The following is a 22,822-nucleotide window of genomic DNA, read 5'->3' as shown; positions in this document are numbered from 1 at the left end:
TTAGAGTCGTTGTGCGTGTCCTATCTCGATGACACATGCCTTGCGGGGGATCCAGTTGCAGGATCGATAACTCCCGAGGCATTTCGGGATCTTGGGATAACTGGTACATAGAGCCCTCACCTCTGCTCCGGTAGCGCATACATAGTAGGTACACGCCTTATTGCGTGTCGCCTAAAACATGAACGCCAGAACAAGAACGAGGCAAAACCGTGCGTACGTACACCCCGAAGCCCGGCGATATCAACCGCCAGTGGCACGTCATTGACGCCACCGACGTTGTCCTTGGTCGTCTTGCCAGCCAGACCGCAACACTGCTGCGCGGAAAGCACAAGCCGACCTTTGCGTCCCACATGGACATGGGCGACTTCGTCATCATCATCAACGCTGAAAAGGTTGCCCTCACCGGCGCCAAGCTGGAGCAGAAGCGCGCATACCGCCACTCCGGTTACCCGGGCGGCCTGACCTCCGTCAACTACGCCGAGCTGTTGGAATCCAACCCGGTTCGCGCTGTTGAGAAGGCCATCAAGGGCATGCTCCCCAAGAACTCCCTCGCTGCACAGCAGTTGGGCAAGCTCAAGGTCTACCGTGGCGCTGAGCACCCCCACGCTGCACAGCAGCCGAAGACTTTCGAAATCACCCAGGTCGCCCAGTAGTCCTGGCCACCAACTAAACTTTTTATTACAAGGAGAACCGTGGCTCAGAACGAAGAACTGACCGCCGAAGCCGTCGAGGCCGAGGAAACACTCACCAGCTACACCTCTGAAAGCAGCAACGCTGCCGAAGATGCTCCCAAGAAGGAGCGCCCGGCCCTTACCGTTGCCGGCGCAGCTGTTGGCCGCCGCAAGGAAGCCGTTGCACGCGTTCGCGTTGTACCGGGCTCCGGCAAGTGGACCATCAACGGCCGCACGCTGGACAACTACTTCCCGAACAAGCTGCACCAGCAGGACGTCAACGAGCCCTTCAAGATCCTTGATCTCGAAGGCGCCTACGACGTCATCGCCCGTATCCACGGCGGTGGCATCTCCGGTCAGGCCGGCGCATTGCGCCTCGGCGTTGCTCGCTCGCTGAACGAGATCGACGTCGACAACAACCGCGCCACCCTCAAGAAGGCCGGTTACTTGAGCCGTGACGCCCGCGTCATCGAGCGCAAGAAGGCTGGTCTCAAGAAGGCACGTAAGGCTCAGCAGTACTCCAAGCGTTAATTCGCTTCACCCCATCTGGGGTATCGAAAGCCCGTTCCGCCGTTTCGGCGGGGCGGGCTTTCGTCGTTAAAGAACCAAGGTTAAGGCGCATCGAATGACTTCCAGGAAGCCTCTTGAACCGGCGGTGTCCTGGCGTCGTCTAAACTTGACCCGATGTCTAGATTATTTGGAACAGATGGCGTCCGCGGTCTCGCGAACGGATTGCTCACCGCCGAACTGGCTATGCAGCTCGCGCAGGCAGCCGCCGTCGTACTCGGCCATGACCGCACAACCGATGGCAAGCGGCCGCGCGCCGTCGTCGCAAGGGACCCCAGGGCCAGTGGCGAGTTCCTTGCCGCTGCCGTTGAGGCCGGGCTTTCCAGCTCCGGTATCGACGTCTACGACGCCGGTGTTCTCCCCACCCCTGCCGCGGCCTACCTTGTGGCGGATCTCGACGCCGACTTTGGCGTCATGCTGTCTGCCTCCCATAACCCTGCGCCGGACAACGGGATTAAGTTCTTCGCCCGGGGCGGCCAGAAGCTTCCGGACGACGTTGAGGACGCCATCGAGGCACAGCTGGGCAAAGAGCCGCAGCGCCCGGTAGGGGCTGACGTCGGACGCATCCAGCGGTTCTCAGACGCCGAGGACAGGTACATTGTGCACCTGCTCGGGACGCTTCCCAAGCGCTTGGAAGGCTTGAAGGTAGTACTTGACTGCGCCCATGGTGCAGCGAGTGGCTGTTCGCCGCAGGTGTTCAAGGATGCCGGCGCTGACGTCGTGGTCATCGGGGCTGAGCCCGACGGCCTGAATATCAACGAGGGCGTTGGCTCCACGCACTTGGGCCCGCTCAAGGAGGCCGTGGTCAAGCACGGCGCGGACCTTGGCGTAGCTCACGACGGTGACGCGGACCGCTGCCTGGCCGTTGACCACGAAGGCAACGAAGTGGACGGCGACCAGATCATGGCGATCCTGGCGCTGGCCCTCAAGGACGCAGGAAAGCTCAAGGACAACATCCTTGTGGCCACGGTCATGAGCAATCTCGGCCTAAAGATTGCCCTCCGTGATGCCGGAATCACCATCCGTGAGACCGGTGTGGGTGACCGTTATGTCCTGGAGGAAATGCGCGCCGGCGGGTACAACCTTGGAGGCGAACAGTCCGGCCACGTCATCTTCTCGGACTTCGCGACCACGGGCGATGGCGTCCTTACCGGACTCCAGCTTGCATCCCAGGTTGCCCTGACTGGCCGCAGCCTCAAGGAACTGTCCAGTGCCATGACCAAGCTTCCGCAGCTCATGATCAACGTCAAGGGCGTCGACAAAGCCCGGGCCGCCACCGACGAGGGCGTCGCCGAGGCCGTTGCCGCTGCCGAGCTTGAACTGGGTGAGACCGGCCGCGTGCTGCTGCGCCCTTCAGGCACCGAGGCTCTGGTGCGTGTCATGGTGGAAGCCGCTGACATGGAAACGGCGGAACGAGTCTGCAAGGGTCTTGCTGCCGTGGTCAAGGAGCGTTTGGGCGCTCCCAGCGAATTGGCAGTCTAGGAAAACCGCTTTTGGGGCCCGCACTCCTGCTTGAGTAGAAGCAGGGGAGCGGGCCTTGGCGTTTAAGGATCTAAAGGTAGTCCGGAGCTGCTTCGAGCCCGAAGTACTCTTCCAGGGTCGCAATGCCTCGCGTTGCCATGTCACTGGCAGCCTCGACGCCGATGTAGCGCAGGTGCCAGGACTCGTAAAAGTACCCGGTGGTGTCGTGGAACATCCAGGGGTAGCGGACCACGAACCCGAACTTGTGGGCATTGGCTTTGGCCCACACTGCGGCCGGTTGCTCGGCGAAGCAGGGTTGGAAACTGCAGGCACCCGCACCGTCGCCGATGTCAAACGACCAGCCCGTTTGATGCTCAGAGTGCCCTGGGCGAGCGGATGCCCGGTCAGCGGCCGCCTGACCCGTGCTGGCTACGTATCCGCCGTAGGTAGCCACCTGGGTGGTGTAGGAACGGTAGCCGGAAGCCAACGTCATGATGATGCCTTCAGCGGCCGCGGCCCCGAACATCTTTTCAGCAGCCGCCGCCGTCGTGCTGTTCAGCAAAGCCGCTTCGCCGCTGACGGCCAGCCGCACCCCGGGCTGCACCAAATCTGCCGGCACGAAGTCCTGGGGGGCCAAAGGCCGGTGCTTGTTGACTACAACCCAGGGGCTCGTGGGATCCGTCAGGGAATGCTGAGGGGCAACGGCTTGCGAGGGGGCTGTGCTGGTGGGCATTGCGCTCGGCGTTGGTTCTACAGAGGGAGGTTCAACGGGAGTCGGCTCGGTAGCCGCGGCGCTGGGGTTGATGGCGGACGGGGATGCAGAAGCTGAAGGGGCCTCGCTGGCGGCGTTGGCGGCAACGGGGGAGGGGGTGGCGTTTTCAGGCGTGCAGGCGGCGAGGGCTGCCATTCCAGCGCCAGCGGTCAGCAGGCTCGCGAAGACCCGACGGCTGGGGAGCGGTTGAGGATTGTTGGGCACGCTAGACCTTCCTCAGCAGCATACGGCGGATCGAGTGGTCTGCGTCCTTGGTGAGTACTAACTGCGCGCGCCCGCGGGTAGGCAGGACGTTCTCCTCAAGGTTTGGCTCGTTGATGCGTTTCCAAATGCCGCGTGCTGTGGATTCGGCGTCGTCGTCAGAGAGTGTGGCGTAGCGGTGGAAGTAGGACTCGGGCTGGGCAAAAGCCGTGGTCCGCAATTTCCGGAAACGGTCCACATACCACTCCTCGATGTAGGAGGTCTTGGCGTCGACGTAGATAGAGAAGTCAAAGAAATCGCTGACGGCCAGACCTTGTTTGCCGTCCATGCGGGGGCGGGCGGGGGCCAGGACGTTGAGGCCCTCCACAATCAGGACGTCGGGCCGGCGCACCACAACTTCCTTGCCCGGAACGATGTCATAGGTGACGTGGGAGTACCACGGCGCACGGACTTCCTCGGCACCACCCTTGACTTCCGAAACGAAGCGGAGAAGGCCGCGACGGTCGTAGGACTCGGGGAATCCTTTACGCTCCAGCAAGTGCCGGCGCTTCAGCTCGGCCAAGGGGTAAAGAAAGCCATCCGTGGTGATGAGTTCCACGTTGGGAGTACCCGGCCACCGCCTGAGCATTTCCCGGAGTACACGGGCGATCGTGGACTTACCAACAGCAACTGATCCGGCCACGCCGATCACGAACGGAGTGCGTTGGGTTTGCTCGCCCAGGAACGTGGTGGTGGCCGCGTGGAGCTGGTGGGAGGCTTCGACGTACAGGTGGAGGAGGCGTGAGAGCGGGAGGTAGACCTCCCGGACTTCTTTCATGTCCAAGGGGTCTCCGAGGCCGCGGAGGCGGAAGACGTCCTCTTCGTTGAGGGGCTGCTCCATCTGCGCTGCAAGCCTGGACCACGTTTGACGGTCCAGCTCTACAAACGGGGAAGCGCCGTCGCCATTAGCTTCGGTGCGTTGCAAAGTCACGCTCATGATTCTGCCCTCCGCGGGACGGATCAGGAAATGCACGACGACGGGAAGGTGAATTGTGAGCGCTGGATTCCGTCCTCTGGGGCACAGGAGGGGGGATGTCCCACATCAGTTGTTTGCACTAGCCGTTAGGCTTGTACCCATGTGTGGAATCGTAGGCTATGTTGGCAATTCGTCTCGCAAGGCAGCTGGATACAGCGCTCTTGACGTTGTGGTGGAAGGGCTGCGCCGTCTGGAATACCGCGGCTATGACTCCGCCGGCGTCGCAGTAGTAGCTGACGGGACCATCTCGTCCCGTAAAAAGTCCGGCAAGCTGAGCAACTTGATCGCGGAACTGGAATCAAGCCCCGTTCCCGAGTCCCTGACCGGCATCGGCCATACCCGTTGGGCTACGCACGGCGGACCCACCGACCGTAACGCCCACCCGCACCTCTCCGACGGCGGCAAGCTGGCGGTTATTCACAACGGCATCATCGAAAACTTCGCGGAGCTCAGGCAGGAACTGCTGGGCAAGGGCGTTACGTTCGAATCTGAAACCGACACTGAAGTTGCGGCCGCCCTCATTGGTGACATCTTCCGCAACCAGCTCGATGGCGACGGCGGTAACCTCACCGAGGCGATGCGCCTTGCTTGCCAGCGACTCGAGGGCGCTTTCACTCTTCTCGCTGTCCACGCGGACCAGCCCGACGTCGTAGTGGCTGCCCGCCGCAACTCCCCGCTGGTTGTAGGCCTGGGTGACGGCGAGAACTTCCTCGGCTCCGACGTCTCCGGCTTCATCGACTACACCCGCCGTGCCGTGGAACTGGGCCAGGACCAGATTGTCACCATCACCGCGGACTCCGTGGAGATCACCGACTTCTTCGGTGCTCCCGCCGAGGGCAAGGAATACCACGTTGACTGGGATCCGGCTTCTGCCGAAAAGGGCGGTTTCAGCTCCTTCATGGAGAAGGAAATCCACGACCAGCCGGACGCCGTAGCGCAGACCCTCCTGGGCCGCTCGGACCTCAACGGCAAGCTCACCCTGGACGAGGTCCGCATCGATCCCGAGCTCCTCAAGCAGGTGGACAAGATCATCGTGCTGGCTTGCGGTACCGCAGCCTACGCCGGTCTGGTAGCCAAGTACGCCATTGAAAACTGGTGCCGCATTCCCACCGAGGTGGAGCTGGCCCACGAGTTCCGCTACCGCGATCCCATTGTGGACTCCAACACGCTGGTGGTTTCAATCAGCCAGTCGGGCGAGACCATGGACACGCTGATGGCCGTCCGCTACGCCCGCGAACAGGGCGCCAAGACCATCTCCATCTGCAACACCAACGGTTCCACCATCCCGCGTGAATCCGACGCCGTGCTCTACACGCACGCCGGTCCGGAAATCGCAGTTGCTTCCACCAAGGCGTTCCTGGCGCAGATCACTGCCGCCTACCTGCTCGGCCTGTACTTGGCTCAGCTGCGGGGGAACATCTTCTCCGGCCAGATCAAGGACGTCCTCGCGGACCTTAACAAGATCCCTGCCAAGATCCAGAAAATCCTGGACAACTCAGGACCCTTGCGCGAGTTGGCCCGCAGCATGAAGGACGAGAAGTCCGTCCTGTTCCTGGGCCGCCACGTTGGTTACCCGGTAGCCCTCGAGGGCGCCTTGAAACTCAAGGAAATCGCCTACATTCACGCTGAAGGCTTTGCCGCCGGCGAGCTCAAGCACGGTCCGATCGCCTTGATCGACGACGGCCAGCCGGTCTTCGTCGTTGTGCCGTCCCCGCGTGGCCGCGACTCCCTGCACTCCAAGGTAGTCAGCAACATCCAGGAAGTCCGTGCACGCGGTGCCCGCACTCTGGTCATCGCTGAAGAGGGCGACGAATCGGTCAAGGACTACGCAGAGCACGTCTTCTACGTACCTGAGACCCCCACCCTGCTGATGCCGCTGCTCACCACTGTCCCGCTGCAGATCTTTGCTGCTGAACTGGCCGGTGCCAAGGGTTACGACGTCGATCAGCCGCGTAACCTCGCCAAGAGCGTCACCGTAGAGTAACGCCATGATTGTTGGCATTGGCGTAGACGTCGTAGACATCGAGCGGTTTGGTCGGCAGTTGGAACGGACACCGGGCCTCCGGGACCGCCTGTTTGTTCCTGCTGAGCGGGAACTTAACACCCGCTCTTTGGCTGCCCGTTTTGCGGCCAAAGAGGCCGTGGCCAAGGTACTGGGCGCTCCCGCGGGCATGAACTGGCAGGACTGTTGGATCGGCCTCGACCAGAACGGTCCTACGGTCCAGGTCAAGGGAACGGTACTTGCCGTTGCCGAGGCCAAGGGCGTCAAACGGTGGCACCTGTCCATAAGCCATGACGGCGGCATCGCTACGGCGACTGTCATCGCCGAGGGCTGAACGGACACTCAACAGCAATGATCAGCGCCTTTACCGGACAACAGATCAGGGATGCGGAACAACCGCTCCTGGACTCCGGTGAGGGCGCTGTTCTTATGCAACGAGCGGCTTACGCGTTGGCTCAAGTAGTGGCACGCGAACTCAAACGCAAGCGAAAGCTTGCCGGCGCCAGCGTCACTGTGCTGGTTGGAAAGGGCAACAACGGCGGCGACGGCCTCTTTGCTGGGGCTTTCCTGGCACGCCGCGGAATGCGGACGACGGCGGTACTCGCCGCCGCTGAAGTGCACCAGCAGGCGTTGGCTGCTTTTGCGGCGGCCGGAGGAAGGATCCTGCGCCTCGAGCCAGGAAACGCCGAAGAGCTCGCTGTCATGTGCGCGGGCGATGACGTGATCATTGACGCGTTGCTCGGCACAGGAGCCCGCGGAGGCCTGCGTGATGCCTCGGCGGAATTGATGGCGTCGCTCCAGGAGCTGCGTCCACGCCTGGTGGTGGCCTGCGATCTCCCCAGCGGACTGGACGCCAGCAGCGGTGAAGTGCATTGGCCGGTGCTGGATGCGGACGTCACCGTGACGTTCGGTGGCATCAAAGCCGGGCTGATGGCGGATCCGGGTGAAGGGTGTGCCGGGCGTGTGGAGTTGGTTCATATCGGGATTGAGAATTCCTTGGAACACCACCATCCTGAGCTCCGCCGGCTCATTGCTCCGGACCTTGGGGCGCTGCTGCCCCATCCTGGCCGGCGCGCCCATAAGTATTCGCGAGGAGTTTTGGGCGTAGTGGCGGGTTCGGCGCGTTTTGCCGGCGCTGCTGCTCTGAGTGTTCACGCCGCGGCCCTCGCCGGAGCGGGCATGGTGCGCTACATCGGGCCCCGTGAAGCGGCGCAGCTGGTGCTGGCCCGAACCCCGGAAGCCCTCTGGGAAGACCACCACCCCGGACGGGTTCAAGCCTGGCTGCTGGGGTCCGGGGTTGATGGCGAGGAACAGTTGCAACGGGCAAGGGAAGCCAGTGCGTTGGCCCTGGCCGACGACTTACCGGTAGTGGTGGACGCCGGAGCTTTGAGCCTCCTGCCGGAACGCTGCCCGGCCCACTGGATACTGACACCGCATGCCGGGGAACTCGCCACCTTGCTGAACTCGCTGGCATCAACGGGGGAAGTGAAAGTAACCCGCGACGACGTTGAATCCCGCACCCTGCACTATGTCCGGCAGGCCGCCGAACAAACCGGCGCCACAGTGCTCCTGAAGGGTGCCACCACACTTGTGTCGTCGCCGTCGGGTGTGGTTTTCAGCCAGTCCGAAGGCACTGCGTGGATGGCCACCGCAGGGAGCGGCGATGTCTTGGCCGGCGTTCTGGGGGCCTTGCTGGCGCAGTCTACGGAGTTGATCCGCCATGACGACGGCGCGTATGCCGCCTTGGGCTTGGATCCCGCCGACCGCTGGGCTGCCGTGGCAGCGGTAGCGGCGAGCGTCCACGGACGAGCGGGAGCCCTGGCATCCGCGGATTTCGACGCAGGCCCCATTACAGCCTCGGCCATCATGACGGCGGTTCCGCGGGTCATTGGTTCGCTCAACGCGGAATACGACCGAACAAGACCCTAAGGTTGCTGTCGGTGTCTGGGGGCTTGAGTAGGCTTGCAACAGTTGTTCGCATCATCTAGAGGAGAACGCATGGAAGTCTGGCCTGGATCGGCTTATCCGCTGGGTGCCACCTTTGACGGCACCGGCACCAACTTCGCGCTGTTTAGCGAGAAGGCCGAAAAAGTGGAATTGTGTCTCTTCGACGACGACGGCGGGGAAGTCCGCGTAGAAGTTACTGAAGTAGATGGTTACGTATGGCACTGCTATCTGCCGCAGGTCCAACCGGGACAGAAGTACGGCTACAGGGTGCACGGTGCCTACGACCCTGACGCCGGCCAACGCTTCAACCCCAACAAACTGCTGTTGGATCCTTATGCCAAGGCTGTCCACCGGCAGATTGACTGGGACCCGTCCTTGTTCTCATACAACATGGGTGACCCGGATTCGCGCAATGACGAGGACTCTGCACCGCACATGATGCTGGGCGTGGTCATCAACCCGTTCTTTGACTGGGACGGCGACAAGCTCCTGCGAATTCCGTACCACAAGTCCGTGATCTACGAGGCCCATGTCAAGGGACTCACTCAGATGCATCCCGAAGTACCCGAGGAACAACGCGGCACGTACGCCGGCGTGGCGCACCCGGCGGTTATTTCCCACCTGCAGAAGCTGGGCATTACCGCGATTGAACTCATGCCGGTGCACCAGTTCGTCAACGACGGCATCCTGCAGGACAAGGGCCTGAATAACTACTGGGGCTACAACACCATCGGCTTCTTTGCGCCCCACAACAGCTACAGCTCCAAGGGCGATACGGGACAGCAGGTCCAGGATTTCAAAGCCATGGTTCGGGCGCTGCACACGGCTGGTATCGAGGTCATCCTTGACGTCGTGTACAACCACACTGCTGAGGGAAACCATCTGGGACCCACTCTGTCCTTCAAGGGCATTGACAACTCTGCGTACTACCGCCTGGTGGAAGACGACCAGAAGTACTACATGGACTACACCGGAACGGGCAACTCGCTGAACGTGCGCAGCCCGCACTCCCTCCAGCTGCTCATGGACTCCCTGCGCTACTGGGTTACCGAGATGCACGTTGACGGATTCCGGTTCGACCTCGCCTCCACGCTGGCACGCGAGTTCTATGACGTGGACAAACTGTCCACCTTCTTCGAACTTATCCAGCAGGACCCCGTGGTCTCCCAGGTGAAGCTCATTGCCGAGCCTTGGGACGTCGGACCCGGCGGATACCAGGTGGGCAACTTCCCTCCGCAGTGGACGGAGTGGAACGGCCAATACCGTGATACGGTCCGGGACTTCTGGCGCGGCGAACCCGCCACCCTTGGCGAGTTCGCTTCACGGCTGACCGGTTCGGCGGATCTCTACGAACACTCGGGGCGTCGACCCGTGGCGTCCATCAACTTCGTCACCGCCCACGACGGTTTCACGCTGGCAGACCTTGTGTCCTACAACGAGAAACACAATGATGCCAACGGCGAAGACAACAACGACGGCGAATCCCACAACCGTTCCTGGAACTGCGGTGCGGAAGGGCCCACGGACGATCCCACTGTCCTTGGCCTGAGGGCACGTCAGCAGCGCAACTTCATTGCCTCGCTGTTCCTGTCCCAGGGTGTTCCCATGCTCCTGCACGGCGACGAACTGGGCCGGACGCAAAACGGCAACAACAACGGCTACTGCCAGGATTCCGAACTGACCTGGATCAACTGGGACAACGTGGACCAGCCCCTGATCGAGTTCACGGCAGCGGTCAGCGCACTCCGGGCCAAACACCCCAGCCTGCGCCGAAGCCGCTTCTTCGATGGCCGTCCGGTGCTGCGTGGAGAAGGCGAGCGACTCCCGGACATCGTATGGCTGGATGCCGACGCCAGCACCATGACTCCGTCCGATTGGGACGAAGCTTTGGGCCGCTCCGTGGGCGTTTTCCTCAACGGCGATGGCATCCATGGCCGGGATACGCAGGGCCGACGCATCACTGACGTCAACTTCCTGTTGTACTTCAACGCCGACCAGGACGAGGTAGGCTTCCGGATTCCTTCCGATGAGTACGCACCGGCCTGGGATGTCATGATCGATACCGCCGGAGAAGGTGCTGAAGCGGGTGTGATCAAGCCCGACCAGATCCTGATGGTAGGCGGTAAGTCACTGGTGGTCCTCCGCGCCCACAGCACCCCCGAAATCGAACCCGATCACTCGGTGGCAGCTTCCCTCGCCGCGTTGACGCAGACGAGCACCCCGGAAACGGCGTCCATCACCGCCCCTGCAGTGACGTCCTTGCCGTTCGACTACAAGGGCTCTGCGCCCGAAGGCAACGACGGTGAAGGTGAAACAAAGGAGACGGAAGCATGAGGACGCCTGTCTCAACGTATCGGCTCCAGATTCGCCCGAGCTTCACGTTGCAGGACGCGGCTGAGCTCACCGGATACTTGCAATCCCTGGGAATCGATTGGGTCTACGTCTCACCCATCCTGACTGCAGAAAAGGGTTCGGACCACGGCTATGACGTGACCGATCCTTCAACTGTTGATCCCTCCCGCGGAGGCCCGGAGGGGCTTGCTGCGCTGTCCCGTGCTGCTAAGGACAAGGGCCTGGGCATTCTGGCTGACATCGTGCCCAATCACATGGGCGTAGCGTCGCCCAAGCAGAACCTCTGGTGGTGGCAGCTCCTCAAGGAAGGCCGCGGCTCAAAGTATGCCGAAGCTTTCGATGTCGACTGGGACTTTGGCGGGGGAAAGATCCGCATCCCGGTCTTGGGAAGTGACGACGACCTGGACGAACTGAAGATCGTGGACGACGAACTACGGTACTACGATCACAGTTTTCCGCTGGCCGAGGGCACCTACACCCCCGGGGAGAGCCCACGCGAAGTCCATGCACGGCAGCACTATGAGCTGGTTGGCTGGCGCCGGGCGGATGCCGACCTGAACTACCGCCGGTTCTTCGCAGTGAACACCCTGGCCGGAGTTCGCGTGGAAGTTCCCTGGGTCTTTGATGAGTCCCACGCAGAGGTAGTCCGTTGGTTCCGTGAAGACTTGGTGGACGGGCTGAGAATCGACCACCCGGATGGGCTCGCCGATCCTGAGGGCTACCTCGCAAGGCTGCGCGAAGCTACTGGAGGCGCCTACCTGCTGGTGGAGAAGATCCTGGAGCCGGGGGAGCAGTTGCCGGAGAACTTCGAGTGCGAAGGGACCACGGGATACGACGCCTTGGCTGACGTCGACCGTCTATTGGTGGACCCGACGGCGGAGGAGTACCTGAACTCCCTTGATGCCCGTCTCCGGAATGCAGACGCGCCCGCGGATTACGAGGCCATGATTCATGGGACCAAGCGCCGGATCGCCGATGGGATCCTGCGCTCGGAAGTCCTGCGCCTGGCCCGCCTCGTGCCTGAATCCTTGGAGCTGCCTTTCGCCAAGGTAGCCGATGCCCTGGCTGAGGTCATTTGCTGCTTCCCCATCTACAGGACGTACCTGCCCTATGGCGGGAAAACCCTGACGGAGTCCGTGGAGAACGCCGCCAGGCAGCGCCCTGACCTGGCAACTGTCCTGAGCCACCTTCAGCCGCTCTTGCTGGATGAGTCGAGTCTTCTGGCCCGGCGTTTTCAGCAGACGTCCGGCATGGTGATGGCCAAGGGTGTGGAGGACACCGCATTCTTCCGCTACACCCGTCTGGGGTCACTGACGGAAGTGGGCGCCGATCCCACGGAATTCTCCATCCCCGGCAATGTCTTCCATGAGCGCATGGCGCGGCGGCAACAGCTTTTGCCGCTTTCCATGACGACGCTGAGCACCCACGACACCAAACGGAGCGAGGATGCCAGGGCAAGAATCTCCGTGATCTCCGAGGCAGTACCGGAATGGGAGCTTTTCCTCGGCATCGTCCACGAGCTCGCTCCCATCCCCGACGGCCCCCTCTCCGCCTTGGTGTGGCAATCGATCGCAGGCGCGTGGCCGGCAGATCGCCAGCGGTTGCAGTCCTACGCCTTGAAAGCGGCACGGGAGGCCGGCAACTCCACCAACTGGACCGATCCCAACCAGGATTTCGAGCACCAGTTGGCTGCCGCCGTCGACGCCGTTTTCGACGTACCGGAGGTAGGAGCCGCACTGACGAACTTCGTCAACGAGCTCGAACCATATGGAACCTCCAACTCGCTATCCGCCAAGCTGATCCAGCTGACCATGCCAGGAGTTCCTGACGTGTATCAGGGGACCGAATTCAGGGACGGTTCACTGACCGACCCCGACAACCGGCGGCCCGTGGATTTCAAGGCCCGGATCGCCGCTCTGGAAGAGTTGGATGGCGGTGGCAAGCCCGCATTCACCGATGATGCCGCCAAACTTCTGGTGGTTTCCCGCGCACTGAGGCTTCGCCGTGACAGGCCGGAGCTGTTCGCCGGTTACCTTCCGGTGGCGGCCCAAGGCGCTGCAGCGGGCCACGTGGTGGCCTTCGACCGCGGAGCCGAACGTCGGGGAGCTCTCACCGTTGCCACCCGCCTGCCCAAACGGCTGGCCAGGGAAGGCGGCTGGCGGGACACGGCCATTGACTTGACGGTGAACTGCCGGGACGAACTCACCGGGGCCAGCTATGAGGCAGGCACCGTCCCTCTGGCCACCTTGCTGGAGCACTACCCGGTGGCCTTGCTGGTTCCAACGGACTAATTTCCGGACGGTGCGATCACCGTTTCACGCTGATCGCACCGTCAACACCCGTCATTGCAAAGCACGCTTGAAACACGTACAGGGGAGCATGATGCTGGAGCACGCTGCTGGAAAGAATCTTTACGACCTCTGGGCTCCGAATGCGGATTCGGTTCGGTTGCTCGCCGGAGGCCACGAGTACGCCATGGAGAAGCATCACGACGGCGCCGCGTCCGGATGGTGGCGGGCGCCGGCTGATGTGGCCACGCAGGAGACCGACGGGGTGCGGTACGGCTACATCGTTGACGGCGAGGGACCGTTTCCCGATCCGCGCTCGCGGAGGCAGCCAGACGGGGTCCACGCATTGTCCGCCACTTTCGATCCTTCCGCCCACGAGTGGAAGGACAACGAATGGAAGGGGCGGAGCCTCAAGGGTTCGGTCATCTATGAACTGCATCTGGGCACCTTCACTCCGGAGGGCACGCTGGATGCCGCCGCAGGAAAACTGGATTACCTGGCGGACCTCGGCGTCGACTTCATAGAGTTGCTCCCGGTCAACGGATTCAACGGTGTTCACAATTGGGGCTACGACGGCGTCCTTTGGTATGCCGTGCACGAGCCTTATGGTGGCCCCGCCGCCTATCAGCGCTTTGTGGATGCGGCGCACGCTGCGGGCTTGGGCGTCATCCAGGACGTTGTCTATAACCACCTCGGGCCAAGCGGTAACTATCTGCCGAAGTTCGGCCCCTACCTGAAGTCGGGGGAGGGCAACACCTGGGGTGATTCTGTAAATCTTGACGGCCCAGGCTCGGACGATGTTCGCCGCTACATCCTGGAGAACGCAGCGATGTGGCTCCGGGATTACCATGTGGACGGACTCCGTCTGGATGCTGTGCATGCGTTGCGTGACGAGCGTGCCGTGCACATCCTCGAGGAGTTCGGGGCGCTGGGAGATGAGGTAGAGGAGGCAACGGGGATACCCAGGACGCTGATTGCAGAATCGGATCTGAACAACCCGCGGCTCATTTACCCACGCAAAGACAACGGCTATGGCTTGGCGGGCCAATGGAGCGACGACTTCCACCACGCTGTGCACGTCAACCTCAGCGGGGAAACCACCGGCTACTACTCAGACTTTGACTCGCTCGCAGTCCTTGCGAAGGTCCTGGAACATGGATTCCTTCATGATGGCAGTTACTCCAGCTTCAGGGGCCGGCATCATGGACGGCCTATCCGCCACGATCTTGCCCACCCTTCCGCGCTTGTTGTCTGCTTGCAGAACCACGACCAAATCGGGAACCGGGCCACAGGGGACCGCCTTACCGCGTCGTTGTCGTACGGAAAGCTGGCCATCGGCGCTGTGCTGACCATGACGTCCCCCTTCACGCCCATGTTGTTCATGGGTGAGGAGTTTGCGGCGTCCACCCCGTGGCAGTTTTTCACCTCCCACCCCGAACCTGAGCTGGGTAAAGCTACCGCCGAAGGGCGTATCAAAGAGTTCGAACGCATGGGATGGGACCCCGCGGTTGTTCCCGATCCGCAGGATCCCGAGACATTCCAGCGCTCCAAGCTCAGGTGGGACGAAGCCGGGGAGGGGGAGCACGCACGCTTGCTGCAGCTGTACAGGGATTTGGCACAGCTGCGCCGTAATACTCCGGAGTTGGTGGACGGCGGCTTCGGCGGGACATCCGTTGAGTTCGACGACGACGAACACTGGCTGCAGTTCTCCCGCGGCACCGTCAGGGTGGTGTGCAACTTCGGAAACGAAACTCTGGGCACGCCCTTAAGTGGCTCCGTGATGCTGGCCACTGACGATGAAGCAGCCCTTGAAGACGGGACGCTGACACTTCCCGGCGGTAGCGCCGCCGTCGTGCGCGTTCACTAAGTCCACGGCAGAGCAGAGGTGACGGCGCCCACATAGCGGACGGCGCCGTCACCTCTGTTTCTGCAGTGGCAGGATGGTACGTATGACTTATTCGGCTGCGGAAAACCGCTACGAAACCATGCCCTACCGCCGCGTCGGACGCAGCGGACTCAAACTCCCGGCCATCTCCATGGGCCTTTGGCACAACTTCGGCGATGACAAGCGCTTTGACGAACAGCGTGCCATCCTGCGCCGTGCATTTGATCTCGGTGTCAACCACTTTGACCTCGCCAACAACTACGGACCGCCGGATGGCTCGGCCGAGACCAACTTCGGGCGACACCTGAAGGACGACTTCAAGCCCTACCGTGACGAACTGGTCATCTCCACCAAGGCTGGTTACTACATGTGGCCGGGCCCCTATGGCGAGTGGGGATCCCGTAAATACCTGATCTCCAGCCTGGATCAGTCCCTGGAACGCATGGGCCTGGACTATGTGGACATTTTCTACAGCCACCGTCCTGACCCCGAGACGCCGATGGAAGAGACCATGGGCGCACTGGACTACGCGGTCCGGTCCGGCAAGGCACTGTACGCGGGCATCTCGTCTTACACCCCGGAGCAGACGCTCGAAGCCGCCCGGATCCTGAAGGAACTCGGCACCCCGTTGCTCATCCACCAGCCCAGCTACTCCATGCTGAACCGGTGGACGGAGAACGGCTCACCCAACCTTTACGAGGCATTGGATCAGGTGGGTGCCGGTTCCATCGCCTTCTCACCGCTGGCGCAGGGCATGCTCACCAACCGCTACCTCAACGGTGTACCGGCAGACTCCCGGGCAGCCAAGGAACGGTTCCTGTCTGGATCCCAGCTGACCGAGGAAAAGCTGGACCGGGTCAGGGGCCTGAACGCCATCGCCGAAGGGCGTGGGCAGACACTCGCGCAGATGGCCATCGCCTGGATCCTGCGCGATCAGCCCAAGGGTTCACCCGTGACCTCCGCACTGGTTGGTGCCTCCAGCGTGGCCCAGCTGGAGGACACCCTCAGCGCGATCAACAACCTGAACTTCACCGCCGAAGAGCTGGCGGCGATTGACGAATTCGCTGTTGAATCCGACATCAACAGGTGGGCGCAGAAGTAGCCTTCAAGAACTGACACAAACAGCGGAGGCCGGTAGGGAACAAAACCGGCCTCCGCTGTGTTGGTTACAATGCAAGTGTGCGCCGAATGGCGCCGTGCCAATCAGCCGTGCCCTGGACTCAGTCAGGGATGCGCCTGGCACCTGAGGTTATTTCTCAAAAGGAGTTCCGTGTCTTCACATCCGATTCGTGTTGCCATTGTCGGCGTAGGTAACTGCGCTGCATCGCTGGTCCAAGGAGTTCAGTACTATCGCGACGCTGACCCTAAGGCCACGATCCCGGGTCTGATGCACGTCGAGTTCGGCCAGTACCACGTCAACGACGTCCAGTTCGTTGCTGCCTTCGACGTCGATGGCAAAAAGGTTGGGCTTGACCTCGCAGATGCCATCGGTGCCAGCGAAAACAACACCATCAAGATCGCCGACGTTCCCGCCACCGGTGTGACTGTCCAGCGTGGCCACACCCTGGACGGCCTCGGCAAGTACTACCGCGAAACGATCGTGGAGGCTCCGGAAGAAGCTGTTGACATTGTTGCCGCGCTCCGCGAAGCCAAGGCCGACGTCATGGTTTGCTACCTGCCCGTTGGTTCGGACCAGGCCGCCAAGTTCTACGCCCAGTGCGCCATTGACGCAGGCGTGGCCTTCGTCAACGCCCTGCCCGTCTTCATCGCAGGCACCAAAGAGTGGGCTGACAAGTTCACCGAAGCCGGGATCCCGATTGTGGGCGATGACATCAAGAGCCAGATCGGTGCCACCATCACGCACCGTGTCATGGCCAAGCTGTTCGAAGACCGTGGTGTGACGTTGGACCGCACATACCAGCTCAACGTCGGCGGCAACATGGACTTCAAGAACATGCTGGAACGCGACCGTCTTGAGTCCAAGAAGATCTCCAAGACCCAGGCCGTCACCTCCAACGTGGAAGCAGAACTGCACGCCGACGACGTCCACATTGGACCGTCCGACTACGTTGCTTGGCTCGATGACCGCAAGTGGGCCTTCGTCCGACTTGAGGGCCGCAACTTTGGTGACGCCCCCGTTTCGCTCGAGTACAAGCTCGAAGTGTGGGACTCCCCGAACTCCGCCGGCGTGATCATTGACGCTATTCGCGCTGCGAAGATCGGCCTGGACCGCGGAATCGGCGGCCCGCTGCTCTCCGCTTCCAGCTACTTCATGAAGTCTCCGCCGGAGCAGTTCAACGATGACCTCGCCCGCGACAAGGTTGAAGCCTTCATCCGCGGCGACATCGAACGCTAAACACCCCCATCAGAGCAAACGCCCCCGTCTTCCGATGCGGGGGCGTTTGCTGTATCCGGACGCTCTATCAGTTCCCTCGGGCTTGACCGCGACCCTCTCTCCCTTTCCTCAAGAAAGTGATAGATGGTCGGGTTGAAGGGCTTGGGATGTGATAGATGGTCGGGTTGAAGGGCTGGGGATGTGAGAGATGGTCGGGTTGAAGGGTATGGGATGTGAGAGAGGGTTAGAAGAGGCCGGTAGGTTGGCCGTCAGAGTCCACGTCCATGCGCATGGCGGCCGGTTCCTTGGGGAGGCCGGGCATGGTCATCACCGCACCGGTCAGCGCAACAATGAAACCAGCTCCGGTCTTGGGGATCAGATCGCGGACGTGCACCCGGAATCCCTTGGGCGCACCAAGCCTGGACGCATCGTCGGTGAAGGAATACTGGGTCTTGGCCATGCAGACAGGGAACTCTGACCACCCGTTCTTCTCTATTTCGGCGAGACGCTTGAGTGCCGGGACGGAGAAATCCACGCCGTCGGCCCCGTAGATTTCCTGCGCAATCGTCTGGATCTTGTCCTCAACACTGAGTTCCAGCGGGTACAGGTGGTGGAAGTTGGCCGGCGCATCCAGCGCAGCGGCCACCTTGGCGGCGAGCTCATCACCGCCGTCGCCTCCACCCCCGCGCCCCCAAACATCGGCAACCGCCGCCTGCACGCCTTCTGCGGCACACCAGGCGAGGAGCCACTGCAGTTCCTCGGGACTGTCCGTTGCAAATTTGTTGATGGACACAACAGGGGAGAGGCCGAACTTCGCCACGTTGCCCAAGTGCCTTTTCAAGTTCTCGACGCCGGCTGCCACGGCGTCGACGTTGGGCTCGCTGAGATGTTCCTTGGCAACGCCGCCTTGCATCTTGAGCGCGCGGATGGTGGCCACCACCACGACGGCGGATGGCGCCACTTCGCCGACGCGCGCCTTGATGTCCATGTACTTCTCGGCACCAAGGTCAGCGCCGAAACCGGCTTCGGTGACCACGACGTCGGCAAGCTGCATGGCGGTGCGGGTGGCGATCAACGAATTGCATCCGTGCGCAATGTTCGCGAAGGGGCCGCCATGGACCAAAGCCGGGGTCCCCGCGATGGTTTGGACGAGGTTGGGCTTGATGGCGTCCTTCAAGAGCATGGTGAGCGCGCCCTCCACTCCGAGGTCCGAAACCGTGACTGGTGCGCGATCGTAGGTGTACCCGAAGGTGATGCGTCCCAGCCGGTCCCGAAGATCGTCAAGGTCTGAGGCGAGACAGAAGACCGCCATGATTTCCGAGGCCACGGTGATGTCGAAGCCGTCTTGCCTGGGCACTCCCTGCATGGGGCCGCCGAGTCCGATGATGACTTCGCGCAAAGCGCGGTCGTTCATGTCCAGCACGCGTTTGAACGTCATGCGGCGTGGGTCGATGCCGAGTTGGTTGCCTTGAAAAATGTGATTGTCCACCAGGGCCATGAGGGCGTTGTTTGCCGAGGTGATGGCGTGGAAGTCGCCCGTGAAGTGCAGGTTGATGTCGTCCATGGGCAACACCTGGGAGTAGCCGCCGCCCGTGGCTCCCCCCTTCATGCCCAGGATGGGACCCAGGGAGGGCTCGCGCAGGGCGATCATCACGTTGTGTCCGGCGCGGGCCAGGGAATCCGCGAGTCCCACGGTGGTAGTTGATTTGCCTTCGCCGGCCGGGGTGGGGGACATGGCAGAGACGAGCACTACCTTGCCGGGCGCCTTGCCCTGAGGCAGCACCAGTTTGGCGGTATTGATCTTGGCTTTGTAAGGCCCGTAGAGCTCGAGGGCGTCCAGAGGGATACCGGCGCGTTGGGCGATGTCCTCAATAGGAAGCATGGTGGCGTGGTGGGCAATCTCAAGATCACTCAGGACCTTGTTTTCAGACATCGTTGTCCTTCGGCTCTGCCCGCAGCGGGGATGCTGCTGCTGGGGTTCTTACGCTGTGCGCGACAATCTACCAGCCCGGGAGCGTATACGAGCTGAACTCAGCGCCGTGGGACCAGCAGACCACCGACGGCCTCCCGGTAGCTTTCCAGGGTGATGGCGGCGGTGCGCTGCCATCCGAAGGACTCGGCGTGGGTAGCTGCCAGCCGGCCCATGTCCTCGCGCGTTTGAACGTCGTCGTAAAGATCCTCCAGGGCGTCTGCCCAATCGGAGGGATCGTGTCCGTCCACCAGCATCCCCGTCCGCCCGTCGGAGATGGCGCGGGAAAGACCACCAACGTTGGTGGCCACCACCGGAGTGCCGCACGCCTGTGCTTCCAACGCCACCAAACCGAAGGACTCGCTGAAGGAGGGCATCACCACCACATCTGCTGAACGGAACCAGCTGGCCAGCTCCGGTGCCACTACAGGCGGCCGGTGCGTGACGACGTCGGACAAGCCGGCCTCTTCGATGATGTGCTGGAGGTTGAAGTCCTTGGCCCCGCTGAGGGATCCCAGTATGGTCATTTCCAAATCTATGTCCGGGCGGCGTTTGCGGAGGATTCCGGCGGCTTTGACGAACACTTGAGGACCTTTGAGCCGTTGGATCCTGCCGGCAAAGAGGATATGAAAGCTGTCCGGCCTGACTCCCCGCAAAGAACGGGACTTCCGACGGAATGACGGCGTGAACACCTTGAGGTCCACTCCGGGCGGAGCGACATCGATCCTGTCCAGTTCCGCCCCGTAGTGCGACACCAATTCCTCCGCCTCGGCAGGAGTGTTGGCGACCAGCCTGGAGGCACCGTCCACAATCCGTTGTTCGCCGTCTTCCCTGCGCCGCGGCTCCGGCCGTTCACCTGACTCCAGGACCAGGTTTTTGACCTTGGCCATGGTGTGCATGGTGTGGATCAGGGGGACACCCCAGAGTTCTGACAACTCGAGCCCCGCCACGCCGGAAACCCAGTAATGGGAGTGGATGGCGTCGTAGCGGCCGTGGAGCTGTTTGTGGCGGATCTTGTCGATTTCTTCGACCATGTGGTGCAGAAGTGCCGGGAGTTCTTCCTTGGGGAGTTTGCGCCGTGGTCCTGCCATGACGTTGTGAACGCAGACGCCGGGCCCCGGATGCTCGACGGCGGGCTGGCCGGCTTTGGTGGATCGCGTGAAGATCTCCACCTCCACTCCGGACTCAGCAAGTGCCATGGCCAGGGCGCGGACGTAGACGTTCATTCCGCCGGCATCTCCCGCGCCGGGCTGTTCCATGGGGGAGGTGTGGAGCGACAGAAAGGCCACACGACGGATCAATGGCACCCGGGTCCTCCTCACGATCACAGCAAAATCAACTTTGCGCTGCAGAAAACATTACTCCTGCCGTTGACTCCCCAGCTGGGCAAGCTCCGCTATGTGGACAAGACTGCTAGCGTGGCCGCTGTGAGCCAAGAACAATCCTTTGACATCCGTACGGCAACACCTGAGGACTGGCCTGGAATGTGGTCGATCCTGCAACCGGTGATCCGCGAAGGCGAGACCTTCACGTGGGACCGTGACACCACCGAACAAGCCGCCAGGACCAAATGGATGAAGGAAGCACCCGGCCAGACCTTCGTTGCGGTGCGTCAGGACACCGGCGAGATCCTGGGTACGGGGGAGTTCCATGCCAACCAAGCGGGCGGTGGAAGCCACGTTGCCAACGCCGGTTACATGGTGGGGGCCAACAACTCGGGCCAAGGCATCGCCAGGGCACTCTGCGCCTACTCACTGAGCGAAGCAAAGGCGGCAGGTTTCCGTTCCATGCAGTACAACGCCGTGGTGGAGAGCAACGTGCGTGCTGTGTGGTTGTGGCAGTCCATGGGTTTCAAGATTCTGGCGACTGTTCCTGAAGCCTTTAACCATCCGGAGATCGGCTACGTGGGCCTGCATGTCATGTACCGGAAGCTTTAAGCCACAACCGGGTTAAATCAGGAAAAGCGGCCTCGTACCCTTCCAGCAATTGCCGGCCCAGGGGGAGCGAACCCACCAGCGGGTGAGCGGCAAAGGCTTGCACGGCCGCCTCGCGTTCTCCGGAAACCACAGCGCGGATGGTTAGCCGCTCCACCTCTTTGACGTGCCGCATGAGTGTAAGGAACTGCCCGTCCGGGCGGTCCTGTGCGAGCGGCACCGCGCCGTCGGGAGTTACCTCGCAAGGAACCTCGACGACGGCGTCCGCTGGCAGGCCGGGCACGGCAACCTCGGCGCCGGGCCCAGCAAGTGACACGGGCGAGTTGGGCACATTGAGGACCAATTGGGCCGTGCCGCCGCCGGAGAGCGCACGCATGACCGAAAGCGCCACACGTTCGTAGCCGCCGCCTGCGAGATCGGACTCGTCCCGCTGCTCCCCGTGGGTCCGAGCCTCTGCCAGGTAGCCTTCCTCACGGGAGCGCCGGGCGGCATCCCAGAGCGGGTACGGATGCGAAGCCTGCAGAAGCGAGGGATACAGCGATTGCTGCTGGCTGTGAATGGACGCTCCACGGGTTTGCTGTTGCTGTCCGATGGCTTCGGTGGCGTGGGAGGTTTGGTAGTAGTAATAAAGATATTCGTTGGGCAGGCAGCCGAGCTGAAGCAGGGTGTGCTGCCCGAACAAGCGGCCTTCCTCCATGGTCTCAAGAGCAGCGTGATCGGACAGCAGAGCCGGCAAGAGGTCCCGCCCCTCCGGGGCCAACCGGTAAAGCCAGCCCAAGTGGTTCAGCCCGTAGTAGCCCACGCCGTCGAGCGTTCCTTCTCTCAAGGGTGCCCCCGCGGCCCGGGCAGCCCGCTGGACCAAGCCCCCGGCGGAATCACAGATGCCGATCACCCGGTTCCCCAAGACCGGCACCAAAGCCTCGGTGACCATGCCGGCCGGATTGGTGAAGTTGATGAGCCACGCGTCAGGGCAATGGCGACGCATCGCCTCAGCGAGTTCCAGCATCCGTGGAATGGAGCGGAGCGCGTAGGAGATGCCGCCGGCCCCGGTAGTCTCCTGGCCCAGCAACCCCAGCTTCAAGGGAATCTGTTCGTCTGCGATCCTCCCCGCAGTACCGCCCGGACGGATTGCCGAGAACACCATGTCCGTCCCGGTGAGCGCCTGCCCAAGATCAGTGGAAACCACGACGGCCGGCGAAGAAGCGTCGTCCACGGGCATGTCGCGGAGCACCGCCTCAATGGCTGTGAGCCGTGATTCATCCACGTCAAAGAGAACAAGTTCGTCTACCAAACCCGCGAAAGGGCCCTCGCACAACGCCCGGTACACGAGGGGAACCCGGAATCCGCCGCCACCGGCGATCATGAGCCGCATGCTCCGAGTCTATGCAGGCCCGCAAGTCTATGCAGCCCACTACGTGCAGCG

The 22,822-nt window shown here is 62.2% G+C and carries 17 protein-coding genes; 12 read left to right on the top strand and 5 right to left on the bottom strand.

Translation table 11 applies throughout. From position 1 onward, the window contains the following. Window positions 1-209: 209 nt before the first annotated feature. The 3 genes from rplM to glmM all read left to right on the top strand — a co-directional run bounded on the left by rplM (window position 210) and on the right by glmM (window position 2,720). Entirely contained in the window at window positions 210-653 is a 444-nt protein-coding gene (gene rplM, locus CQ020_RS00285) for a 50S ribosomal protein L13 (RefSeq protein ID WP_024817563.1), read from the top strand. 39 nt (window positions 654-692) lie between these two features. Then, window positions 693-1,202 (top strand): 30S ribosomal protein S9, encoded by a 510-nt coding sequence (gene rpsI, locus CQ020_RS00280; protein ID WP_024817562.1) that lies wholly within the window; start codon window positions 693-695, stop codon window positions 1,200-1,202. 153 nt (window positions 1,203-1,355) lie between these two features. Then, window positions 1,356-2,720, top strand: coding sequence for a phosphoglucosamine mutase (glmM, locus tag CQ020_RS00275; RefSeq protein ID WP_105690075.1), 1,365 nt, complete (start codon window positions 1,356-1,358; stop codon window positions 2,718-2,720). Window positions 2,721-2,790: 70 nt separating this feature from the next. Here the strand turns inward: glmM and CQ020_RS00270 are convergent, their stop codons facing one another. Then, a complete protein-coding gene (locus CQ020_RS00270) occupies window positions 2,791-3,675 on the bottom strand; it encodes a D-alanyl-D-alanine carboxypeptidase family protein (RefSeq protein WP_105690074.1) in 885 nt (294 codons plus the stop codon). 1 nt (window position 3,676) lies between these two features. Further along, on the bottom strand, window positions 3,677-4,648 hold the full coding sequence (gene coaA, locus CQ020_RS00265; RefSeq protein ID WP_105690383.1) for a type I pantothenate kinase: 972 nt from the start codon (window positions 4,646-4,648) through the stop codon (window positions 3,677-3,679). Between the two features lie 139 nt (window positions 4,649-4,787). Between coaA and glmS the strand changes: the two genes are divergently transcribed. From glmS to CQ020_RS00225, 8 genes are all read left to right on the top strand, one after another. Continuing rightward, the gene (gene glmS, locus CQ020_RS00260) at window positions 4,788-6,671 is read left to right on the top strand and encodes a glutamine--fructose-6-phosphate transaminase (isomerizing) (protein WP_105690073.1); all 1,884 of its coding nucleotides are present in this window, start codon (window positions 4,788-4,790) and stop codon (window positions 6,669-6,671) included. Between the two features lie 4 nt (window positions 6,672-6,675). Continuing rightward, complete coding sequence (locus tag CQ020_RS00255; protein WP_024817557.1) at window positions 6,676-7,023, top strand: holo-ACP synthase; 348 nt, start codon at window positions 6,676-6,678, stop codon at window positions 7,021-7,023. 17 nt (window positions 7,024-7,040) lie between these two features. Continuing rightward, entirely contained in the window at window positions 7,041-8,618 is a 1,578-nt protein-coding gene (locus CQ020_RS00250; protein ID WP_181151706.1) for an NAD(P)H-hydrate epimerase, read from the top strand. Window positions 8,619-8,687: 69 nt separating this feature from the next. Beyond that, window positions 8,688-10,970: a glycogen debranching protein GlgX gene (gene glgX, locus CQ020_RS00245; protein ID WP_105690072.1), complete on the top strand. Its 2,283-nt coding sequence runs from the start codon at window positions 8,688-8,690 to the stop codon at window positions 10,968-10,970. Then, window positions 10,967-13,279, top strand: a complete 2,313-nt coding sequence (gene treY / locus CQ020_RS00240; protein WP_105690071.1) for a malto-oligosyltrehalose synthase — start codon at window positions 10,967-10,969, stop codon at window positions 13,277-13,279. The genes glgX and treY overlap by 4 nt, the downstream gene beginning before the upstream one ends. A 91-nt stretch (window positions 13,280-13,370) precedes the next feature. After that, window positions 13,371-15,143 carry a malto-oligosyltrehalose trehalohydrolase gene (treZ, locus tag CQ020_RS00235; protein WP_105690070.1) on the top strand — a complete coding sequence of 591 codons (1,773 nt, stop codon included), beginning with the start codon at window positions 13,371-13,373 and terminating at the stop codon, window positions 15,141-15,143. Window positions 15,144-15,225: 82 nt separating this feature from the next. Then, window positions 15,226-16,263 carry an L-glyceraldehyde 3-phosphate reductase gene (gene mgrA / locus CQ020_RS00230; RefSeq protein WP_105690069.1) on the top strand — a complete coding sequence of 346 codons (1,038 nt, stop codon included), beginning with the start codon at window positions 15,226-15,228 and terminating at the stop codon, window positions 16,261-16,263. A 168-nt stretch (window positions 16,264-16,431) separates the two neighbouring features. Beyond that, window positions 16,432-17,517 carry an inositol-3-phosphate synthase gene (locus CQ020_RS00225; RefSeq protein ID WP_024817551.1) on the top strand — a complete coding sequence of 362 codons (1,086 nt, stop codon included), beginning with the start codon at window positions 16,432-16,434 and terminating at the stop codon, window positions 17,515-17,517. Between the two features lie 223 nt (window positions 17,518-17,740). Here the strand turns inward: CQ020_RS00225 and CQ020_RS00220 are convergent, their stop codons facing one another. Then, the gene (locus tag CQ020_RS00220) at window positions 17,741-19,429 is read right to left on the bottom strand and encodes a formate--tetrahydrofolate ligase (protein ID WP_105690068.1); all 1,689 of its coding nucleotides are present in this window, start codon (window positions 19,427-19,429) and stop codon (window positions 17,741-17,743) included. A 98-nt stretch (window positions 19,430-19,527) separates the two neighbouring features. Beyond that, entirely contained in the window at window positions 19,528-20,772 is a 1,245-nt protein-coding gene (gene mshA, locus CQ020_RS00215) for a D-inositol-3-phosphate glycosyltransferase (protein ID WP_105690067.1), read from the bottom strand. A gap of 111 nt (window positions 20,773-20,883) precedes the next feature. Here mshA and CQ020_RS00210 point away from each other — a divergent pair, with 111 nt between their 5' ends. Further along, a complete protein-coding gene (locus CQ020_RS00210; protein WP_105690381.1) occupies window positions 20,884-21,402 on the top strand; it encodes a GNAT family N-acetyltransferase in 519 nt (172 codons plus the stop codon). Here CQ020_RS00210 and CQ020_RS00205 read toward each other — a convergent pair. Next, window positions 21,383-22,771 carry a 6-phospho-beta-glucosidase gene (locus CQ020_RS00205; protein WP_105690066.1) on the bottom strand — a complete coding sequence of 463 codons (1,389 nt, stop codon included), beginning with the start codon at window positions 22,769-22,771 and terminating at the stop codon, window positions 21,383-21,385. The genes CQ020_RS00210 and CQ020_RS00205 overlap by 20 nt on opposite strands. Window positions 22,772-22,822: the final 51 nt, after the last annotated feature.

This window comes from Arthrobacter sp. MYb23 (assembly GCF_002979775.1).
GTDB lineage: Bacteria > Actinomycetota > Actinomycetes > Actinomycetales > Micrococcaceae > Arthrobacter.
This window is presented reverse-complemented; position numbering and strand designations above follow the sequence as displayed.

What these genes read in the sequence shown, in the direction of transcription:
- mgrA (WP_105690069.1), top strand. Translation starts at nt 15,226, where the DNA reads ATGACTTATTCGGCTGCGGAAAACCGCTACGAAACCATGCCCTACCGC.
- treZ (WP_105690070.1), top strand. Translation starts at nt 13,371, where the DNA reads ATGCTGGAGCACGCTGCTGGAAAGAATCTTTACGACCTCTGGGCTCCG.
- glgX (WP_105690072.1), top strand. Translation starts at nt 8,688, where the DNA reads ATGGAAGTCTGGCCTGGATCGGCTTATCCGCTGGGTGCCACCTTTGAC.
- CQ020_RS00205 (WP_105690066.1), bottom strand. Translation starts at nt 22,771, where the DNA reads ATGCGGCTCATGATCGCCGGTGGCGGCGGATTCCGGGTTCCCCTCGTG.
- coaA (WP_105690383.1), bottom strand. Translation starts at nt 4,648, where the DNA reads ATGAGCGTGACTTTGCAACGCACCGAAGCTAATGGCGACGGCGCTTCC.
- CQ020_RS00255 (WP_024817557.1), top strand. Translation starts at nt 6,676, where the DNA reads ATGATTGTTGGCATTGGCGTAGACGTCGTAGACATCGAGCGGTTTGGT.
- CQ020_RS00220 (WP_105690068.1), bottom strand. Translation starts at nt 19,429, where the DNA reads ATGTCTGAAAACAAGGTCCTGAGTGATCTTGAGATTGCCCACCACGCC.
- CQ020_RS00250 (WP_181151706.1), top strand. Translation starts at nt 7,041, where the DNA reads ATGATCAGCGCCTTTACCGGACAACAGATCAGGGATGCGGAACAACCG.
- glmM (WP_105690075.1), top strand. Translation starts at nt 1,356, where the DNA reads ATGTCTAGATTATTTGGAACAGATGGCGTCCGCGGTCTCGCGAACGGA.
- glmS (WP_105690073.1), top strand. Translation starts at nt 4,788, where the DNA reads ATGTGTGGAATCGTAGGCTATGTTGGCAATTCGTCTCGCAAGGCAGCT.
- treY (WP_105690071.1), top strand. Translation starts at nt 10,967, where the DNA reads ATGAGGACGCCTGTCTCAACGTATCGGCTCCAGATTCGCCCGAGCTTC.